General features: G+C 57.7%; 11 protein-coding genes. 5 read left to right on the top strand and 6 right to left on the bottom strand.

Annotation, left to right across the window (positions count from 1 at the left end; translation table 11 throughout):
• Positions 1–138: 138 nt before the first annotated feature.
• A complete protein-coding gene (gntR, locus tag ACFPM8_RS04665; protein WP_378995447.1) occupies positions 139–1179 on the top strand; it encodes an HTH-type transcriptional regulator GntR in 1041 nt (346 codons plus the stop codon).
• A gap of 33 nt (positions 1180–1212) precedes the next feature.
• Here gntR and ACFPM8_RS04660 read toward each other — a convergent pair whose 3' ends face one another.
• The 3 genes from ACFPM8_RS04660 to ACFPM8_RS04650 all read right to left on the bottom strand — a co-directional run bounded on the left by ACFPM8_RS04660 (position 1213) and on the right by ACFPM8_RS04650 (position 3582).
• A complete protein-coding gene (locus ACFPM8_RS04660) occupies positions 1213–1581 on the bottom strand; it encodes a hypothetical protein (protein WP_378995445.1) in 369 nt (122 codons plus the stop codon).
• 45 nt (positions 1582–1626) lie between these two features.
• Positions 1627–2979, bottom strand: a complete 1353-nt coding sequence (locus ACFPM8_RS04655; RefSeq protein ID WP_378995443.1) for an amidohydrolase — start codon at positions 2977–2979, stop codon at positions 1627–1629.
• Between the two features lie 144 nt (positions 2980–3123).
• The gene (locus ACFPM8_RS04650; protein WP_378995441.1) at positions 3124–3582 is read right to left on the bottom strand and encodes an Lrp/AsnC ligand binding domain-containing protein; all 459 of its coding nucleotides are present in this window, start codon (positions 3580–3582) and stop codon (positions 3124–3126) included.
• Between the two features lie 282 nt (positions 3583–3864).
• Here ACFPM8_RS04650 and putA point away from each other — a divergent pair, with 282 nt between their 5' ends.
• A complete protein-coding gene (gene putA, locus ACFPM8_RS04645; protein ID WP_378995439.1) occupies positions 3865–7581 on the top strand; it encodes a trifunctional transcriptional regulator/proline dehydrogenase/L-glutamate gamma-semialdehyde dehydrogenase in 3717 nt (1238 codons plus the stop codon).
• Between the two features lie 78 nt (positions 7582–7659).
• Here the strand turns inward: putA and ACFPM8_RS04640 are convergent, their stop codons facing one another.
• Positions 7660–9942, bottom strand: coding sequence for a DUF3300 domain-containing protein (locus tag ACFPM8_RS04640; RefSeq protein WP_378995437.1), 2283 nt, complete (start codon positions 9940–9942; stop codon positions 7660–7662).
• A gap of 355 nt (positions 9943–10297) precedes the next feature.
• On the opposite strand from ACFPM8_RS04640, the gene ACFPM8_RS04635 reads away from it, so the two are divergent.
• A complete protein-coding gene (locus tag ACFPM8_RS04635) occupies positions 10298–12340 on the top strand; it encodes an AsmA family protein (RefSeq protein ID WP_378995435.1) in 2043 nt (680 codons plus the stop codon).
• Between the two features lie 10 nt (positions 12341–12350).
• Here the strand turns inward: ACFPM8_RS04635 and ACFPM8_RS04630 are convergent, their stop codons facing one another.
• Positions 12351–13652: an aspartate carbamoyltransferase gene (locus ACFPM8_RS04630; protein ID WP_378995433.1), complete on the bottom strand. Its 1302-nt coding sequence runs from the start codon at positions 13650–13652 to the stop codon at positions 12351–12353.
• Between the two features lie 836 nt (positions 13653–14488).
• The gene (locus ACFPM8_RS04625; protein WP_378995430.1) at positions 14489–15385 is read right to left on the bottom strand and encodes a LysR family transcriptional regulator; all 897 of its coding nucleotides are present in this window, start codon (positions 15383–15385) and stop codon (positions 14489–14491) included.
• 130 nt (positions 15386–15515) lie between these two features.
• Between ACFPM8_RS04625 and ACFPM8_RS04620 the strand changes: the two genes are divergently transcribed.
• Both ACFPM8_RS04620 and ACFPM8_RS04615 read left to right on the top strand, forming a co-directional pair.
• Positions 15516–17039, top strand: a complete 1524-nt coding sequence (locus ACFPM8_RS04620; protein WP_378995428.1) for a CoA-acylating methylmalonate-semialdehyde dehydrogenase — start codon at positions 15516–15518, stop codon at positions 17037–17039.
• Positions 17040–17199: 160 nt separating this feature from the next.
• Positions 17200–18825 carry a GMC family oxidoreductase gene (locus tag ACFPM8_RS04615; protein WP_378995426.1) on the top strand — a complete coding sequence of 542 codons (1626 nt, stop codon included), beginning with the start codon at positions 17200–17202 and terminating at the stop codon, positions 18823–18825.
• The last annotated feature ends 44 nt before the right edge of the window (positions 18826–18869 follow it).

Below are 18869 nucleotides of genomic sequence, written 5' to 3'. Positions count from 1 at the left end.
TGAACGCAAAAAGTCGCCAACAGAATAGGCGTGGATAGCGCCATAAAGTACGCAATTGATTGTGAAAAGAGATAAAAGCCGGATAAAGCGCAGGTAACGTCGATCAAATACAAAAATATCATTAGCGAGACCCCCACCATGACCACCGCCAGCAAAACCATCAAACCGCAACGCCATAGCCGCGCCAGCGGCAGAGTGACGATCGTGGACGTCGCACATATGGCAAAAGTCAGCCCGATGACCGTATCGCGCGCACTGAAAACACCGGCGCTGGTGCAACAGGCGGCACGCGATCGGATTGCCGTCGCCATCCAGCAACTGGGCTATGTACCGAACCAGGCCGCCAGCACGCTGGCATCGGCAAAATCGCAGGTGATCGGGGTCATCGTGCCGTCGCTCAGCAATGCCGTGTTTGTGGAAACGCTGCACGGCATCCGCGACAGTCTGGACCAACATGGCTACAAATTCCTGATCGGCGAAAGCCATTATTCGCCGGACAAGGAAAGCCAGTTGATTTCGACCTTCCTGACCCAGGCGCCGGACGGTTTTCTGCTGAGCGGGATCGAACAGCAAGAGTCGCTGCGGCACCAGCTGGCGACCAACAATATTCCGGCGGTGCGCATGTTCGATCTGAGCCCCAACCGCAATGACATGACGGTCGGCTTTTCGCAAAAGAAGGCGGGTTACAGCATGGCCCGCCATTTGATCGAACGCGGCTACCGCCGTCCCGGATTTCTCGGCGCCCAGCTCGATCCGCGCATGATGAAGCGGCGTGCGGGTTTCCGCAAAGCGCTGGCGGACGCCGGCATGGATTCCGGCATCGAAGTGCTGACAGCGGCCCCGTCCACGGTAGAGCTGGGCGCCAAATTGCTCGGCCAGCTGCTGCAGCAGACTCCCGATTGCGACGCGGTGTTTTGCTGTAACGACGATCTGGCGCTGGGCGTGCTGTTCGAGTGCCAGCGGCGCGGCATTTCGGTGCCAGGGCAATTGGCGATCGCCGGTTTCAACAACCTGCCGTGGTCGGCCCACGCCAACCCCGGCATCACCACGATAGTCACGCCGCGCTACGACATCGGTTTCACCGCAGCGCACTTATTGATTAAGCGGCTGAAACGCGAGCCGATAGAAAAAGCGAGGATAGACCTCGGTTTTGAGCTGGCAATCCGGGCCAGTACCTAAAAACCTGCTGCGGCTTTTTGTTGTAGCGACAGCTCAGCGGCGAGGCGTCAGCGCGTAGACGATGAACAGGCCAAAAATCACTGCCAGGCCAGCCCATATCTGCATCAGCCAGGCCCCTTGCGCAAACCACCAATCGACAATCATCCGCGCCCGCTCGACGCCGATAAACGGCGTGACGACACCGGCGATGATGATGGGCACGCCGAGGATGCGAAACGTCTTCGGCGTGCGTGAAATGGCGGCGACTCTGATCAATGCGATGCCGAAACCAATCCGTATGGCAGCCACGATATAGAGGGCGAAAGGGGTTTGCAGGGATCGCCCAAAATCGAGCAAAGTCGACGGCGCGGCGATGCCCAGGACACCAATGACGGCGATGACGAGCCCGAACAGGATAAGCAAGCGTCTCATCATATCTAGTCCTTTCGATCGCCGGCGCGTCCCGGCTTAGCGCGCTGTAGCGGCGTCGGCATAAAGATAATCGGTGGCCAGCGATGCCATCGTGCGGACCCCGACAATCAGCGCCGATTCATCGACGAAAAACGCCGGATTATGGTTCGGCGCCGCCTTCGTCATATCCTGGTCGCGCGGCGTGACTCCGAGGAAGACGAACAAACCCGGCACTTGCTTGGCAAAGAAAGAAAAATCCTCGGCGCCGCCGGACAAGGCGCTTTGCACCACATCGTCCTGTGCCGCCCAACGCAGGGTCGGCCCCATTTTTTCCGTCAGTGCGGCGTCGTTGATGGTCGGATCGTACTTTTCGATGATGCTGACTTCGGCCCTGGCGCCGCCGCTTTCCGCAATTTTTTCCACGGTTTGCCGCACAGTGGCATGCAGCTTCTGGCGGATGCCGTAATCATAGGAGCGGATGGTGCCGGTCATCTCGACCGACTCGGGAATGATGTTGTAGCGCGTGCCGCCATTGATGGTGCCGATGCTGACCACCGACGGGAAGGAAGAAATGTCGGTGCGGCGGCTGACCACCGTTTGCAGGCCGACCAGCGCCTGCGCGCCGACGGTAATCGGGTCGACCCCATTCCACGGCATACCGGCATGGGTCTGGCTGCCGACGATCCGGATGCGCAAATCGTCCGAACTGGCCATGGTCGGACCGGCGCGATAAGCGATCCGGCCGGCCGGAATCCCGGCAATCACATGCAGGCCGAATACCGCATCCGGCTTGGGCGATTTCATCACGCCTTCCTGCACCATCATTTTCGCGCCCCAGGTGTTTTTGCCGTCGGCCGCCAATTCGCCGGCGCCTTCTTCGGCCGGCTGGAAATAGAACACGACGGTGCCCGGCAAACGATCGCGCATGGCGCTCAAAATTTTAGCGGCGGTCAGCAAAATCGCCGTATGCGTATCGTGACCGCAGGCATGCATCACGTCGACTTCTTTCCCCAGATAACGGCCCTTGCTCTTCGACGCAAACGGCAGGCCCGAGCTTTCCTTGACCGGCAGCGCATCCATGTCGGCGCGCAAGGCGACTGTAGGGCCGGGCAGGGCGCCTTTCAACACCGCCACCACGCCGGTCCGCGCAACCCCGGTTTTGACTTCCAGGCCCAGCGCCCGCAATTGCTCGGCAACCAGTTGCGCGGTGCGCAGCTCGGCGTCGCCCAGCTCGGGATGCGCATGAATGTCGCGCCGCACCTCGATCAAGGCCGGCTCCATGGCCTTGGCCTGTTGTGCAATTTCAGCTCTGGCCGCTTCCGCCCCGCTCGGGGCAGCCAGTGCGGCGTGCGCCAGCAGGCTGCAGATCAAACCGGCTAATAGTTGTCGTGGAACGCTAGGCAATGGCATGGATGTCTTCTCCTAAAGGTTATTTAGATAATCAAAGAACAACTATTGTGGCACGCTCTTGGCGGCGCGCTTATTGCAACGATTGCGACGAAGCGGAAAGAATGATGATGTAGCGGGGAAAATTACAGGCGGCAATGCAGCGAATTAGCGAATCGGCAGTTTGGTCGTGTGTTTGACCTCTTCCATCACGGCATAGGTGTGCGTCTCGCGCACGCCTTTCAGTTGCAGCAGCGACTTGCCGAGGAATTCGCGGTACGCGTTCATGTCTTTGACCCGGGCCTTGACCAGGTAGTCAAAACCGCCCGCCACCATGTGACACTCAAGCACTTCCGGGATAATCTGGACGCTTTGGCTGAACGCCTCGAAAACTTCCGGCGTGGTGCGATCCAGTACGACTTCGATAAACACCAGCAGCGACACGTCCAGCAACTGCGGATTGAGCTGGGCGCTATAGCGCAGGATGTAGCCGGCTTCCTGCAGCTTGCGGACGCGCTCCAGGCAGGCGGCCGGCGACAAGTTGACACGCGTGGACAGGTCGACGTTGCTGATGCGACCATCATTTTGCAATTCGGCCAGGATTTTTTTACTGATCTTGTCAAGCATGTACTACTTTCGGAAAAATTTTATTCGGTTAAATTTTCTCACCAATAACAAAATTTTGATAGTAGCCGGTATTTCCAGAATTAATCCACCGCGATGCCCCCTACAATCGAACGATTCAACACCTGTTTTAAATCTTAGAACCTGTTTGTGCAGATAGCAAACCGGTTCTTGACCAGCCCCCGCAAAAAACTGCCGCGCAGCTCGATTCCAGGGCTGCGCTCGTTGTTTTGGCGAGGGCGCAAGTTGGCACAACAATTACCTTACCGAGACCGAGACATCGCCATGCCGCAGCTATCGACCACATCACAGCAATCCGCCACTGCATTCACCGCCTTCCATCAAGAAGTCATGCGCGATCCGTCGCCGCTGCGCGCCGCCATCACGACCGCTTACCGGCGCAACGAAAAACTGGCCGTGCAATGGCTGCTGGCGCAGGTGCAAAGCAGTCCGAGCGCCCAGGCTGCGAGCCAGACCCTGGCCCGCAAACTGGTGACGGCGGTGCGCGAAAAACGCACCCGCGCGTCCGGCGTGGATGCCTTGATGCACGAATTTTCGCTGTCGTCGGAAGAGGGCGTGGCGCTGATGTGCCTGGCCGAAGCGCTGCTGCGCATTCCGGATCATCAAACCGCCGATCGCCTGATCGCCGACAAGATCAGCAAGGGCGACTGGCGCAGCCACCTGGGCGAATCGCCGTCGCTGTTCGTCAACGCCGCGACCTGGGGTTTGCTGATCACCGGCAAACTGGTCAGCACCAATAGCGAGCGCGGACTCGGCTCGGCCCTGACCAAATTGATCGGCAAAGGCGGCGAGCCGCTGATCCGCAAAGGCGTCGATGTCGCGATGCGCATGCTGGGCAATCAGTTCGTCACCGGCCAGACCATTGCCGAGGCGCTCGACAACAGCCGCGACAATGAAAAACGCGGCTATCGCTACTCCTACGACATGCTGGGCGAAGCGGCGCTGACCGAAGAAGATGCGGCGGCTTATTACCGCTCTTATGAAGAGGCGATCCACGCGATCGGCCGCGCCTCGGCCGGCCGCGGCATCAAGCAGGGACCCGGCATCTCGGTCAAATTGTCGGCGCTGCACCCGCGCTACTCGCGCGCGCAACGCCAGCGCACCATGGGCGAACTGTTGCCGCGTCTGAAGCAACTGCTGGTGCTGGCCAAGCAATACAACATCGGCCTCAACATCGACGCCGAAGAAGCCGACCGCCTGGAACTGTCGCTCGACCTGATGGAAGCGCTGGCGTTCGATCCCGACCTGGCCGGCTTCGACGGCATCGGTTTTGTTGTGCAGGGCTACCAGAAGCGTTGCCCGTTCGTGATCGACTACCTGGTCGATCTGGCGCGCCGCAGCGGCCGCAAGTTCATGGTGCGGCTGGTCAAGGGCGCGTATTGGGATTCCGAAGTGAAACGGGCGCAAGTCGACGGCATGCCCGGCTTCCCGGTATATACCCGCAAGGTGTACACCGATGTCTCCTACCTGGCCTGCGCCCAGAAATTGCTGGCGGCGACCGACCTGATCTATCCGCAATTCGCGACCCACAATGCGCACACGCTGGCGACCATCTACAGCTGGGCGCAAGAGAAAAACATTACCGACTACGAGTTCCAGTGCCTGCACGGCATGGGCGAAACCCTGTACGACCAGGTGGTCGGCAAAGACAATCTGGACAAACCGTGCCGGATTTATGCACCGGTCGGTTCGCATCAAACCTTGCTCGCCTACCTGGTGCGGCGCTTGCTGGAAAACGGCGCCAACTCGTCCTTCGTCAATCAGATCGTGGATGAAGGCGTGTCGATCGACACCCTGGTGGCCGATCCGCTGCAAGCGGCGCAGCAACTCGGCGGCGAGCCGCATCCGCATATTCCATTGCCGGCGGCGCTGTTCGGCGGCGAACGCAGCAACTCGGCGGGGCTGGATTTGAGCAGCGAAGAAGTCCTGCGCGAGATCGACCTGGCGTTCCAGACGCTGGGGCAACAGCAATGGCATGTGGCGCCGTTGCTGGCGGACTCGCTGGCAACCCCGCTGGCGGGTGCGCAAGCGAAACCTGTGTTGAATCCGGCCGATCATCGCGATGTGGTCGGCAGCGTGATCGAAGCCAGCGGCGCCGATGTCGATGCCGCGCTGCACGCGGCGACCGCCTACGCGATGGATTGGCAAACCCTGCCGCCGGTCGAACGCGCAGCCAAGCTGGAACGGGCCGCGGCACTCTTTGAAGTACACCAACAGGAGCTGATCGCACTGGCGATCCGCGAAGCCGGAAAATCGCTGCCCAATGCGATTGCCGAAGTACGCGAAGCGGTCGACTTTTTGCGCTACTACTCAGCCCAGGTGCGTGATACCCAGAACGTCTTGGCGCTGGGTCCGGTGGTTTGCATCAGCCCGTGGAATTTCCCGCTGGCGATTTTTGTCGGCGAAGTCAGCGCCGCGCTGGCAGCCGGCAATGTGGTGCTGGCCAAACCGGCCGAACAAACGCCGCTGATCGCCGCCCGTGCGGTGCAGCTGTTGCATGAAGCCGGCGTGCCGCGCGCTGCGCTGCAATTCCTTCCCGGCCAGGGCGAAACGGTCGGCGCCGCGCTGACCTCGGACCCGCGCACCAAAGGCGTCATTTTTACCGGCTCGACTGAAGTCGCGCAGCTGATCAACCGTACCCTTGCCAAGCGCTCGGTGGAAGAGTCGATCGATCTGCCGTTCATCGCCGAAACCGGCGGCCAGAATGCCCTGATCGTCGATTCCAGCGCCTTGCCGGAACAGGTGGTGCAGGACGTCCTCAGTTCGGCCTTCGATAGCGCCGGCCAGCGTTGCTCGGCACTGCGCGTGCTGTGCCTGCAAAACGATATCGCCGATCGCACCCTGCATATGCTGAAGGGCGCGATGCAGGAACTGCGGATCGGCAATCCCGACCGACTGGCGACCGATATCGGCCCGGTGATCGATGCCGATGCGCAAGCGCAGTTGCTGGCCCACATCGAGAAGATGCGCGCCACGGCCAAGGATTTCTATCAATTGCCGCTGTCCGACGAGCAGAAAAACGGCACCTTCGTGGCCCCGACCCTGATCGAAATCGGCTCGCTGTCGGAATTGAAGCGCGAAGTATTCGGCCCGGTCCTGCATGTGGTGCGCTATGCCCGCAGCGCGCTGCCGCAATTGATCGATGCGATCAACGCCACCGGTTACGGCCTGACCCTGGGCGTCCATTCGCGGATCGACGAAACGATCGACTTCATTACTGACAAGGCGCACGTCGGTAATATCTACGTCAATCGCAATATCGTCGGCGCCGTGGTCGGCGTGCAACCGTTCGGCGGCGAAGGAAAATCCGGCACCGGCCCCAAAGCCGGCGGACCGCTGTACCTGAAGCGCCTGCAACGCAATGCGACGGTCGCGCTGGGTGCGCACACGATCCATGCGCCGAACACGATCACCAGCACTGAAACCCCGATCCTGCAAGCCTTGTTGAACTGGGCCAAAACCCATGGTCATCAGCGGATTGCGGCACTGGGCGAGGAATACATGCACGCCAACTGGCTCGGCACTTCGCTGGTATTGCCCGGCCCGACCGGCGAGCGCAACAGCCTGTCGTTTGCACCGCGCGGTGCGATCCTGTGCAGCGCCGACAACGTCGGCACCATGCTGAACCAGCTGGCAGCCGTCTTTGCCACCGGCAATACCCCGGTGATCGAAGCTTCGGCCTCGGCCATGCTGCCAAGCGGCTTGCCGAAAGCTGTGCGCGATGCGGTGCGCACCATCGAACGAGTCGAGGCCGGCAGCAGCACCATCACGCTGCAAATGGCCTTGGTCGACGGTGCGGGAACCTGGCGCTTGCGTCCGTTGCTGTCGGCACTCGGAGAAAAAACTGGCGCCTTGGTGCCGCTGCTGGAAACCTCCGAATATGCGCCGATTCCGTTATGGCGCTTGCTGGCGGAGCGCGCCGTGTGCGTCAACACCACAGCGGCCGGCGGTAACGCCAGCCTGATGACCTTGCAGGTGTAAGCATAAAGGTCCCCTAAAGGGACCAGTAGCAAAAAAGCTGCCTGATTTACGTCAGGCGGCTTTTTTTGTGTCCACAGCTCATTCGTGCTTGTGCTCGTCCTTCTTGTCCGGATGCGGCTGACTGCGATTAGGCTCAGCCTGATGCTGCGGCGCTGGCTGCGGACGCGGCTCCACATGCGGTGGTGGTGGAGGTGGAGGTGGGCGCGGCTCAAAACGCGGCTGCGGAGGTTCTGGTGCGCGCACCTGCGGCTGCGGACGCGGTTCCGGACGAGGCTGCTGTATCTGCGGCATCGGTTGCGGACGCGGCTCCAGATGCGGCGGTGGACGGGGTTCAAAACGCGGCTGCGGAGGTTCCGGCGGACGTACCTGCGGTTGCGGACGCGGTTCCAGACGAGGCTGCTGTATCTGCGGCATCGGTTGCGGACGCGGCTCCAGATGCGGCGGTGGCGGCGGTGGACGGGGTTCAAAACGCGGCTGCGGAGGTTCCGGCGGACGTATCTGCGGTTGCGGGCGAGACTGTATCTGCGCCTGCGGACGCGGCTCTACTCTTGGCTCGATGCGCGGCTGTTGCGGTTCTTGCGGGCGCATCTGCGGTCTATCGTTCGGCCTGTTTTGAACCATGTTCTCAGCGCGTTGCGGCTGATTCAAGGTCGGTCTCGCAGGTTCTCGCGGGAGCGCCTGATTGAGGTTAGGCCGCTCATGATTGGCGCCGCCAGAATGCGCAGGCTGGTTCGGCCGCGGCATTTCCGGGCGTGCAGTTTGATTGCCGTTCGGCGCGCCTGGAATCCTGTTTTCAGGACGCAGCGCTTGGCTGAAATCGGGCCTGGTCATATGGTTGAAATCGGGCCGGGCGCCTGCTCCCGGTGTCGGCTGCGGCACCCGTCCGGCAGGTACGGCAGGGATTTGAGTGAAGTTCGGCCGCTGCAGGGTGTTGATGCCAGGCTGACTGGCGCCGGGCGGCTTCGGTGTTGCCGGATTGAGGTTAGGCACGGCCGGAATTTTATTTCCAGGACGTAGTGCCTGACTGAAATCGGGCTTCGTCATATTGTTGAAATTCGGCCGCGTTGCTGGCCCAGGTGTCGGCACCGCCCCCGGCACGCGGCCGGCAAGCGCCGCAGCATTTTGATTAAAGCTGGGCCGACCGGCCACAGCTGCTCCAGGTTTGCCAGGAATGAGTCCAGCTGCCACCCCGGGCGCAACATTGGCGCCTGAGACCGGTGGCTGGCCAAAGTGCGGCCTGGCTAAATTTGGCGGGCTGCCTGTTGGAACGGCAGGGCGCAGACCGTTGGCGACTGCTGCAGCGCCGGCAACCCCGGCGACACCAGCCGCAGTCCCGAAGTTGTTATTGGTGGTGTTGGTAATCGTGCCGTTGTTGATGTTGTTGGTCACCCGGTTGACGATGGTGGTGGAATTCGACACATAGGTTTTGTTGTTATACACAACCGCCGGCCGATGCCATTCGCCGCGGTCGCGATCCCGGTCCCTGCCATGCCAGTCGCCGTCGCCCCAATGCACGCCCCAGGAATGCCAGCCCCAGTCGTAATGGCTGATCACCACGCCTACCACCAAGCCGACACCGAATGGAATCGCATCGTTCGCGATAATCGCACCGCTGTCGTATATCGGCGGCGGTGGCGCATAGACATAGCCCGGATAAACCGGCATAGGCTCGCCGTACACCACGCCCGGATCGTAGGCCGCCGGCACGTACACGACGTCCGGCTCGGCCGGCTCAATCATTATCGTGTCCGGCGGCGGCGGAATCACTTCCGGTCCTGAATACACCATCGGCTCGCCTGGCGGCACCGCGTAGGCTTGCGGCGGCGGCTGGTGCGTGCGATGGACTACCGCAATCTTTTGATGCGGCATATTTTTAAGATGGCCGCTGCTGGCGGCGCGCTGGCGCATGACCTGGATCGCATTCATCACGTCGGTCGGGTCGTTGACGTAAGCATCGCCCAGCGCCGCGGTCCACGCTGTGTTCTGGGCCATCTGGTTGAGCACGTTGGGGAATGAGGTCAAAGCCTTGACGCTGACGTCCCAAGGCTGCTGATTGACCGCGTCTTGCAGTTGCGCCGGCTTCAGGTTGCGGTTCTGGGCCAGCCAGTTATTGGCCACGGTTATCTGGTCGGGGTAACCGGACGCGGCCAATACCTGCCCGATCAGTTTGTCGGGGAACAACGCGATTGGTGCAACCAGCTGATACAACTGTTCTGCAGTCGGCGGCACATAGGGCGGCGGTGTTTGCGCTGCGGCCTGATTCGGACTGTTTGGTGTCTTGTCGCAGCCGGCAAGCGGCAGCAGCGCAACGCACAGCGAAGCACTCAGCATCAACGATACGGTTTTCTTATTTTTTGTCATTTTCAGTTCCACGCAACGGGCTAGACGTAAAAGTTATCCACAATTACAAGCTAGCACGCCAAATTTTCATGGCAACACTGGGTTACAAACTATTGCATGTCTCACACATTGTTGATTGTTTTGGCCATGCGCAGCGCCGGCAGCTGACGGTATTCCGCGTAACAAGGGGCATCTCGAAAAACCGTAGCGAGCGGCCCAAGGTCGGGGCGAGAAGCGCAGCCGTACGGAGGTACGGTGAGCATCGCAGCCTCGAGATTGGGCCGCGCAGTAGGTTTTTCGAGGTGCCCAAGGTATTGCTGGCGCTTGCCGTGTCCTATATTTAAGCAATGCCAAAAAGCCTGTCATCAGGAAATCCATGATTTCTTCAAAACTTCGGCCGCTAAAAATACTATTTTGGAGCGCCTTTGGCTTGCTTGCCGCGATAGCCGTTTTGATCGTCGCGCTGATCACTTTCGACTGGAACCGGGCCAAACCGTGGCTGAATCAGCACATCAGCGATGCCGTCGGCCGGCCATTCGCGATTCGCGGCGACCTGGCGCTAAGTTGGCAAAAATCGACCGCCGAGCAGGGTGGCTGGAAGCGCTGGCTGCCTTGGCCTCGCCTGAGCGCCAACGACATCGTGCTCGACAATCCCGACTGGGCCAAAACTGGTCCGCATATGGCGCAAATCGGCCGCATCACTTTTTCGCTGAGCCCGTTGCCGCTGCTGGCGCACAAGATCGTGCTGCCGACGCTGGAATTGCAAACGCCGAACATCGCCTTCGAACGCACACTGGATGGCCGGAATAACTGGACCTTCCTGTCCCAGCCGCCGTCCGTCTGGCAACTGCAACTGCAAAAACTGGTGCTGACCCAGGGCAGCGTCAGGCTGCTCGATCCGATCCGCAAAATCGACATCAATGCCGACATCGGGTCGCTGCCGGCGATCACGCCGGAAGGTTACGGCATAGGCTGGAAGGCAAGCGGCACTTTCAATAAAACAGCGGTCAGCGGCGACGGCCAGGCTGGCGCGGTACTGGCGCTGCAAAACAGCAGCACGCCGTACCCGCTGCAAGCCAGGGTCCGGATCGGCAAAACGGCGATCGAGATTCAAGGGACGCTGACCAAGCCCAGCGCGCTGACGGCTCTCGACCTGCGCCTTAGAATTGGCGGCGCCAGCATGTCCAATCTGTATCCGCTGACAGGGATCGTGTTGCCGGCCACGCCGCCGTTTTCAACCGAAGGGCATTTGCGCGGCACCATTCATCCCGATGGCGACGACTGGATTTACGACAAATTCAGCGGCCGGGTCGGGAGCAGCGATATCTCGGGCACGCTTGAGTACGTCGCCCGCAAACCGCGCCCTTTGCTGCAAGGCACGCTGCTGTCGAATCAGCTGTCGCTAAAAGATCTGGCGCCGCTGGTCGGGGCCGACTCCAACGCCAGCAAGAACAACCGCGGCGATGCAACGGCAGTGCAGCCAGCCGACAAAGTGCTGCCGGTCGAGCCTTTCAATACTGCGCGCTGGGGCAGCATAGACGCCGATGTCAAATTCACCGGCCGCAAAATCATCCGCGACAAGGCATTGCCGATCCAGGACCTGGTCACCGACCTGCACCTGAAAGACAGCATATTGTCATTGACGCCATTAAATTTCGGGGTGGCTGGCGGCAATTTGATTTCCAGCGTCAAGCTGGACGGCAAGCAGCAGACGATCAAGGCTGAAATACACATCTCGGCGCGTCATTTGAAGATCAAGCAACTATTTCCCACGATGGAACGGATGCAAGCCAGTTTCGGCGAAGTCAACGGCGATGCCTCGTTGTCCGGGGTCGGCAATTCTGTGGCGGCAATGCTGGGCAGCGCGAACGGCGAGGTAAAAACCTTGATCAATCACGGCACCATCAGCAAATACCTGCTGGAAGAGATGGGCCTGAATATTGGCAACATCATTATTGCCAAACTGTTTGGCGATCACCAGGTGACTCTGAATTGCCTGGCCAGCGATTTTGCCGTGAGCAATGGCGTCATGCAGGCCCGCACCTTTGTCATGGATACCGACGCTGCGATCGTCGTCGTCGACGGTCAGGTCGACCTGCGCAAAGAATCGCTGGCGCTGACCATCCACCCGAAAAACCGGGGATTACGGATTATCACGCTCAGATCGCCTTTAGAGGTCACAGGCAGCTTTAAACACCCCGAGGTAGGGGTGAACAAGGGTATGGTGGCGTTAAAGGCTGGCGGCGCGCTTGCGCTCGGCCTATTGGCTCCGGCGGCCGCTTTGCTGCCGCTGATGAACATCAGCCCCGATCAGCACAGCGATTGCGCCAGTTTACTGGCGGATGCCAGGCAAAAGCCGGTGGCGCCGCCGCCTGGCAAGACTTTGCGCAGCAAGGCAGGGCGTCCGGCAGCCAAATAAGCACGAGCCTCTATTCATCGACGCCGTCAAACGACGCATCATCTGGCCCGATGTGAGACGGCGAATGCCAGCTGGCGTCTTTCATCGAGTGCTGCACCTGATTTTCGACCCCCAGCAGCACGGCAAAGAGCGCCATTCTTACCGGAATCCCGTTATCGGTCTGGCGGAAAATCGCCAGGCGCGGATCGTGATTCAAATCGGTGCTCAAATCATTGGCGCCGGGCCGGCTATCGCGCGGCAACGGGTGCATCACGATCGTGCCGGCATCGCAGCTGGCGTTGATCAGGGCCTGATTGACCTGGAAATCGGGCGTATAGCCTTCAATCGCTTCATCGGCAAAACGCTCTTTCTGGATTCTTGTCGCATACACAATATCCACGCCTTGCAATCCTTGCCGCAAGGATTGGGTTTGCTCGATCACATGGCCGCCGCGGGCGATGCGGTCCAGGATGTGAGCCGGCATTTCAAGCGAAGCCGGCGAAATCAGGGTGAATTTCAGGCCACGGTACAGGGCCAGCAGCTTGATCAGGGAGTGCACCGTGCGGCCGTACTTCAAATCGCCGACCAGGGCGATGTGGGCGCCGTCGATCAGCTTCCCCAGCCGCGAAAACTCGCGCTGAATGGTGTAAAGATCAAGAATCGCCTGACTCGGATGCTCGCCCGGACCATCGCCGCCATTGATGACGGGAATATTCGTGGCGCGCGCGAATTCCTCGACCGAGCCTTGTTCCGGATGGCGAATCACCAAGGCATCGACATAACCGCTGATGACCCGGCTGGTGTCGTAAATCGATTCGCCCTTGGTCATCGAAGAGAAAGTGAAGCCGGTGGTATCGCACACCGATCCCCCCAGGCGGCAAAAAGCCGCGCCAAAGCTGATGCGGGTACGCGTGCTGGCCTCAAAAAACAAATTCCCCAGCACCGCCCCCTCCAGGATGCGCGACACCTTTTGGCGCCTGGCAATCGGCTGCATCATGTCCGTGATCCGAAACAAGTCTTCCAGCGAGTCGCGCGAAAACTGCTCAACGGATATAAGTTGCGGCTTGCCATTGAAGCCGATACGGGAGCGCAAGGGCTCATTTTTTGCGATATATACGCTCTGCGTAATGGGGTTTTGCCCCGTCTCGCGCTGCAGGATTTCACCGACAAATTTCGTGACCATTTCCGGCATTACCCGGAATTCTCCTGAAGTATCCGGCAACAACCAAGTATCCAAAGCGCGCTTCCGAATCCCGATGCGATCCGAAAAAGCCTCTCGGGTCAGGTTGAGACGCCGCATCGCATCACGCAAAAAAGCTTGTTGTTCACTCATAACGACCTCCATTTATATACGCAACGCGTACATTAATGGCTTATTTTGTTGCTGTCGAGATTTTTTTAGATGCGGCAGCCCTCAAACAACGAGCGCTCATTCAGGCAAAGCCTAAAACCACGTAAAAAACGCGTTTTGCAGCGCATTTTTCGCGAATTTGTGGATAAACCTGTGGATATCCGATGCAGCTAATGTGGGTATCCGAAGTCTTGTCCACATCCGTTTTTTTATCCAACAACTGTTCTTTTCCAGTACACCGATTACTCAAGCGTTATCCATGTTTTAAAGCATTGATTTAACAGGGATTTTTACTGTTATCCACAGAATTTCAGGTCGTTAACTACTACTACTATTTATATATATAAATCTTTAAATACAAAACCTGGAAAGACTTTTTTTGAAAACCTTTGACCCAAAACCTGAAAATTCAAAGTGGTTTGTAAAAAAAGAAACGGAAGAAAAATTTCGGAAATCAGCGGTCGATCAAATTTTGAAAAATTATCTGATAGACATCTTTTTTCAAAAACTGAAACCCTGCAAGCAAACCGTCTGTGGATAACTCTTGGGATATCTATTGCCTCCAAATGTGGATATCAAAGAAGTTTTCCACTTCGGATTTTTTATCCAACAACTGTTCTTTATAGATACAAGGTTTACTCAGGGTTTATCCTGAACGTAAACGCTTGATTGGATGAAGGATTTTTATGTTATCCACAGAAAAGAAGGTCGTTAACTATTACTACTATTTATATATATAAATCTTTAAATTAAAAGATGAAAAACCTTTCAAATCGAAAAACCGCTGTTTTAAAAGCAAGATCATTACTTTTAAAACACTAATTTCTCCAGATTTTTTGCAATAATGTAAACACTGCAGCAATCACAGGCTCATTTTTCCGTTTTTCAAGAGTAACGAATGACAATTCTGTTGATAAATTGACAGTGTCGGAGATCACCAAACCATGTGCATGAGCTTCTCGTAACGCGATCGATTCGCGTACCAACGACAAACCAACGCCTGATTTCACCAGATCCAGCATGGATGGTTCCTGATCGACTAGCGCAACTTTGTTCGGATTTACTTTATATTGTGTAAAGATTTTGGTCAGCAAACGGTTATGCACAGACTCCGGCGGCGTCCAGATCCAGGGTAATTTGGCCAAAGCCGGCCAATCTTTTCCCGAAACACGATTTTTCCAGCCGGATGGCGCGACCACACTGTAAGTAAAAGGGGTTAGCGTGATGCGATGGAAAGTTTTGCTCGGCGTGCCGAGGTAATAGCCGACGTCAAGATTGCCTGCCTTTATTTGTTGCAGCACATCGCCAGACATGCTGTGTTGCAACTGTGTATAAACATGTGGATAACTTTCTACTAAGTGTTTCAGGAACGCTCCTAGCCGGATAAATTCCGGATCGAGAATGGTGCCGATTGCCAGCGGGCCGCTGAGAATTTCTGAGTTTTCAGAGTTGTTGGAGTGCAGCCTGTCTGCGTTCTGGCGCAATTCGTTGATGCCGGCAATCGCGCGTTCCGCCAATGGCAGCAATTTTGCGCCGTCGTCGGTCAATGCCATGCCGCTCGGAATGCGTGTGAATAACTGTAAATTCAAGCTGGCTTGCAATGACTTGATTTGCAGGCTGACTGCCGGTTGCGTGACGTGCAGTATTTCTGCGGCGCGGGTCAGATTTCCCTCCCTGGCCACCGTGACAAAAGCGCGAAGCTGGATCAGATCCATTATTTTCAAACTCCTGAATAGACGATTTCATTATTAGAATTGCTTATATTGGTGTTGATGATAACTCATTGGATTGTTGCTATGTCACGCGATATTCTTTGAAAAATTCAATTTGATAGAAGGAATACTTATGACATTCGCATCCTCTACGCCCCTCATTCAGCATTACATCAACGGTCGGGTGGTGGCCTCGACCAGCGGTCGGCAGCAAGATGTATTCAATCCGGCCACCGGCGCGGTGTCCGCCAAAGTGGTGTTGGGAAATGTCGAAGAAGTGAATGCGGCGGTGGCTGCGGCGTCGGCCGCAGCGCCGGCTTGGGCCGACACTGCACCGCTGAAGCGGGCCAGAGTGATGTTCAAATTCCGGGAATTGATGGAGCAAAATCACGATGCGCTGGCCGCCGCCATTACGCGCGAACACGGCAAAGTGTTTTCCGATGCCAAAGGCGAAGTGACGCGCGGCCTGGAAATCATCGAGTTCGCCTGCGGTATCCCGCAACTGTTGAAAACGCAATTCACCGACAATATCGGCGGCGGCATCGATAACTGGAATTTGCGGCAGCCGTTAGGCGTGACGGCCGGCATTACGCCATTCAATTTTCCGGTGATGGTGCCGTTGTGGATGGCGCCGCTGGCGATTGCGACCGGCAATACTTTTGTGCTGAAACCGTCGGAACGCGACCCGTCGCCATCGTTGATGATGGCGGAATTGTTGCAGCAAGCCGGTTTGCCGGATGGCGTTTTCAATGTGGTGCAGGGCGACAAACTGGCGGTCGATGCACTGTTGCAGCACCCGGATGTGAAGGCGGTATCGTTCGTCGGTTCGACTCCGATCGCAGAAACAATTTATCAGCAAGGCGCCAAGCGCAGCGGTGCTTATCCGCTAAGAGTGCAAGCGCTGGGCGGTGCAAAAAATCATTTGGTGGTGATGCCGGACGCCGATCTGGAGCAGGCGGTCGATGCCTTGATGGGCGCGGCTTACGGTTCGGCAGGCGAACGCTGCATGGCAATCTCGGTGGCAGTCGCTGTCGGTAACGTCGCTGATAAGTTGATAAATGCGTTAATTCCACGCATAAAATCATTGAAAATAAAAAATGGCATGGAACCCGATGCCGAGATGGGACCGCTGGTCAGTGCCGCCCACAAGGACAAAATTGAGGGTTACATTGCAAGCGGAATCGAGTCCGGCGCCAAGCTGCTGGTCGATGGCCGCGGCTTGAAAGTGGCCGGACTGGAGCACGGTTTTTTCCTCGGCGGCACCTTGTTCGACCAAGTCACGCCGGACATGAAAATTTACCGGGAAGAGATTTTCGGCCCGGTGCTGTGCATCGTGCGGGTACCGGATTTTGCCGCCGCGGTGGAGCTGATCAATCGCCACGAATTCGGCAACGGCGTCTCATTGTTTACCTCGGATGGCAATACAGCGCGTGAGTTTTCACGCCGGATTGAAGTCGGCATGGTCGGGATCAATGTGCCGATTCCGGTGCCGATGGCATGGCATTCGTTCGGCGGCTGGAAACGTTCTTTGTTCGGCGACGCGCATGCGTACGGCGAAGAGGGGATACGTTTTTACACACGTTATAAATCGATCATGCAGCGCTGGCCGCAGTCGATTTCGAAAGGGGCTGAGTTCACGATGCCGGTCGCCAAATAAGATATCTCTGAAAACCTACTACAGAGTTTGGCAAACTCGCCAATCTCGGGACTGCGGGGGTGGCAAGATCGTCGCCGTACATCCGTACGGCTGTGCTTCTCCTCCCGACCTTGGGCCGCTCGCTACGGTTTTGAGAGATGCCATAAATAAAAAGGAAAATATGGAATCCGCCGGAAAATACGACTACATCATCATCGGCGCCGGGACTGCCGGTTGCGTGCTGGCCAATCGCCTGACGCAGGACCGCAATATAAAAGTGTTGTTGCTGGAAGCCGGCGCCAAGGACGATTACATCTGGATTCATATTCCGGTCGGCTATTTGTACTGCATCAACAATCCGCGCACCGACTGGCTGTATCGGACCGAACCGGATGCCGGCCTGAACGGCCGCAGCTTGATTTATCCGCGCGGCAAAGTGTTAGGTGGCAGTTCATCGATCAACGGCATGATTTACATGCGCGGCCAGGCTCGCGATTACGACCAGTGGGCGCAGCTGACCGGCGATGACGACTGGCGCTGGGATAAGGTGCTGCCGCTATTTAAAAAGAGCGAAGATCATTATCAGGGCGGCGATGCTTTTCATGGCGCCGGCGGCGAATGGCGGGTGGAGAAGCAGCGTCTGTCATGGGAAATTCTCGACGCTTTCAGGGATGCCGCGGCACAGGTCGGGATTCCCAATATCGACGATTTCAATCGCGGCGATAACGAGGGCTGCAATTATTTCGATGTGAACCAGAAACGCGGCATTCGCTGGAATGCGTCGAAGGCGTTTTTGCGTGCAGCCAGCGGCCGCGGCAACCTGGATATCATGACCGGCTGCCAGGTAACACGCTTGCTGATTGAAACCGGCGAGCACGGACTGGTGTGCAAAGGCGTCGAGTTTAGCGGCGGCGGCCAGCAGTGGAGTGCGGAAGCCGGTCGCGAAACTTTATTGAGCGCCGGCGCGGTCGGCTCGCCGCAGATTTTGCAATTGTCCGGCATCGGTCCGGCAGCGTTATTGCAGCAGCATCAGATCCCGGTTTTGCATGACTTGCGCGGGGTCGGCGAAAATTTGCAAGACCATTTGCAGATCCGGATGGCGTTCAAAGTGCGGGGCGTCAAGACGCTTAATACGATGAGCAACAGCTGGCTGGGAAAAATGAAGATCGGCATGCAATACATGCTGTCGCAAAGCGGCCCGATGTCGATGGCGCCTTCGCAGCTGGGAGCGTTCGCCAAATCCGATCCGGCCCAGGCCAGCGCCAATCTGGAGTATCACGTGCAACCGCTGTCATTGGAAAAATTCGGCGATCCGCTGCACGATTTTCCGGCATTTACTGCCAGCGTCTGCAATCTTCGGCCAACTTCGCGCGGCCATGTCCGGATTGCTTCCGCTGATCCTGCCGCCGCTCCGAAAATCACCTTGAATTACCTGACAACCGAACAAGACCGCAAAGTCGCAGCGGCATCCGTGCAGCTGACCCGCAAAATCGCCGCCGCGCCTGCCTTGCAAAAATATGCGCCGGAAGAATTCAAGCCGGGCCGCCAATATCAAACCGAAGAAGAATTGATCCGTGCCGCAGGCGAGGTCGGCACCACGATTTTTCACCCGGTCGGGACTTGCAAAATGGGCCGCAACGACGATCCGATGGCGGTGCTGGATAGCAAACTTCGCGTGCGGGGAATTGCCGGATTGCGGGTGGTGGATGCTTCCGCGATGCCGACCATTACATCCGGCAATACCAATTCTCCAACCTTGATGATTGCGGAAATGGCGGCGAAATTTATTCAGGAAAAAGGTAATTAATAGACTATTTTGAAATGAAGCTTTGGTTAGGCTTGCGGTTTTCC

The sequence above is a fragment of the Paraherbaspirillum soli genome (genome assembly GCF_042654985.1).
In the GTDB taxonomy this organism is placed as follows: domain Bacteria; phylum Pseudomonadota; class Gammaproteobacteria; order Burkholderiales; family Burkholderiaceae_D; genus Paraherbaspirillum; species Paraherbaspirillum soli.
This window is presented reverse-complemented; position numbering and strand designations above follow the sequence as displayed.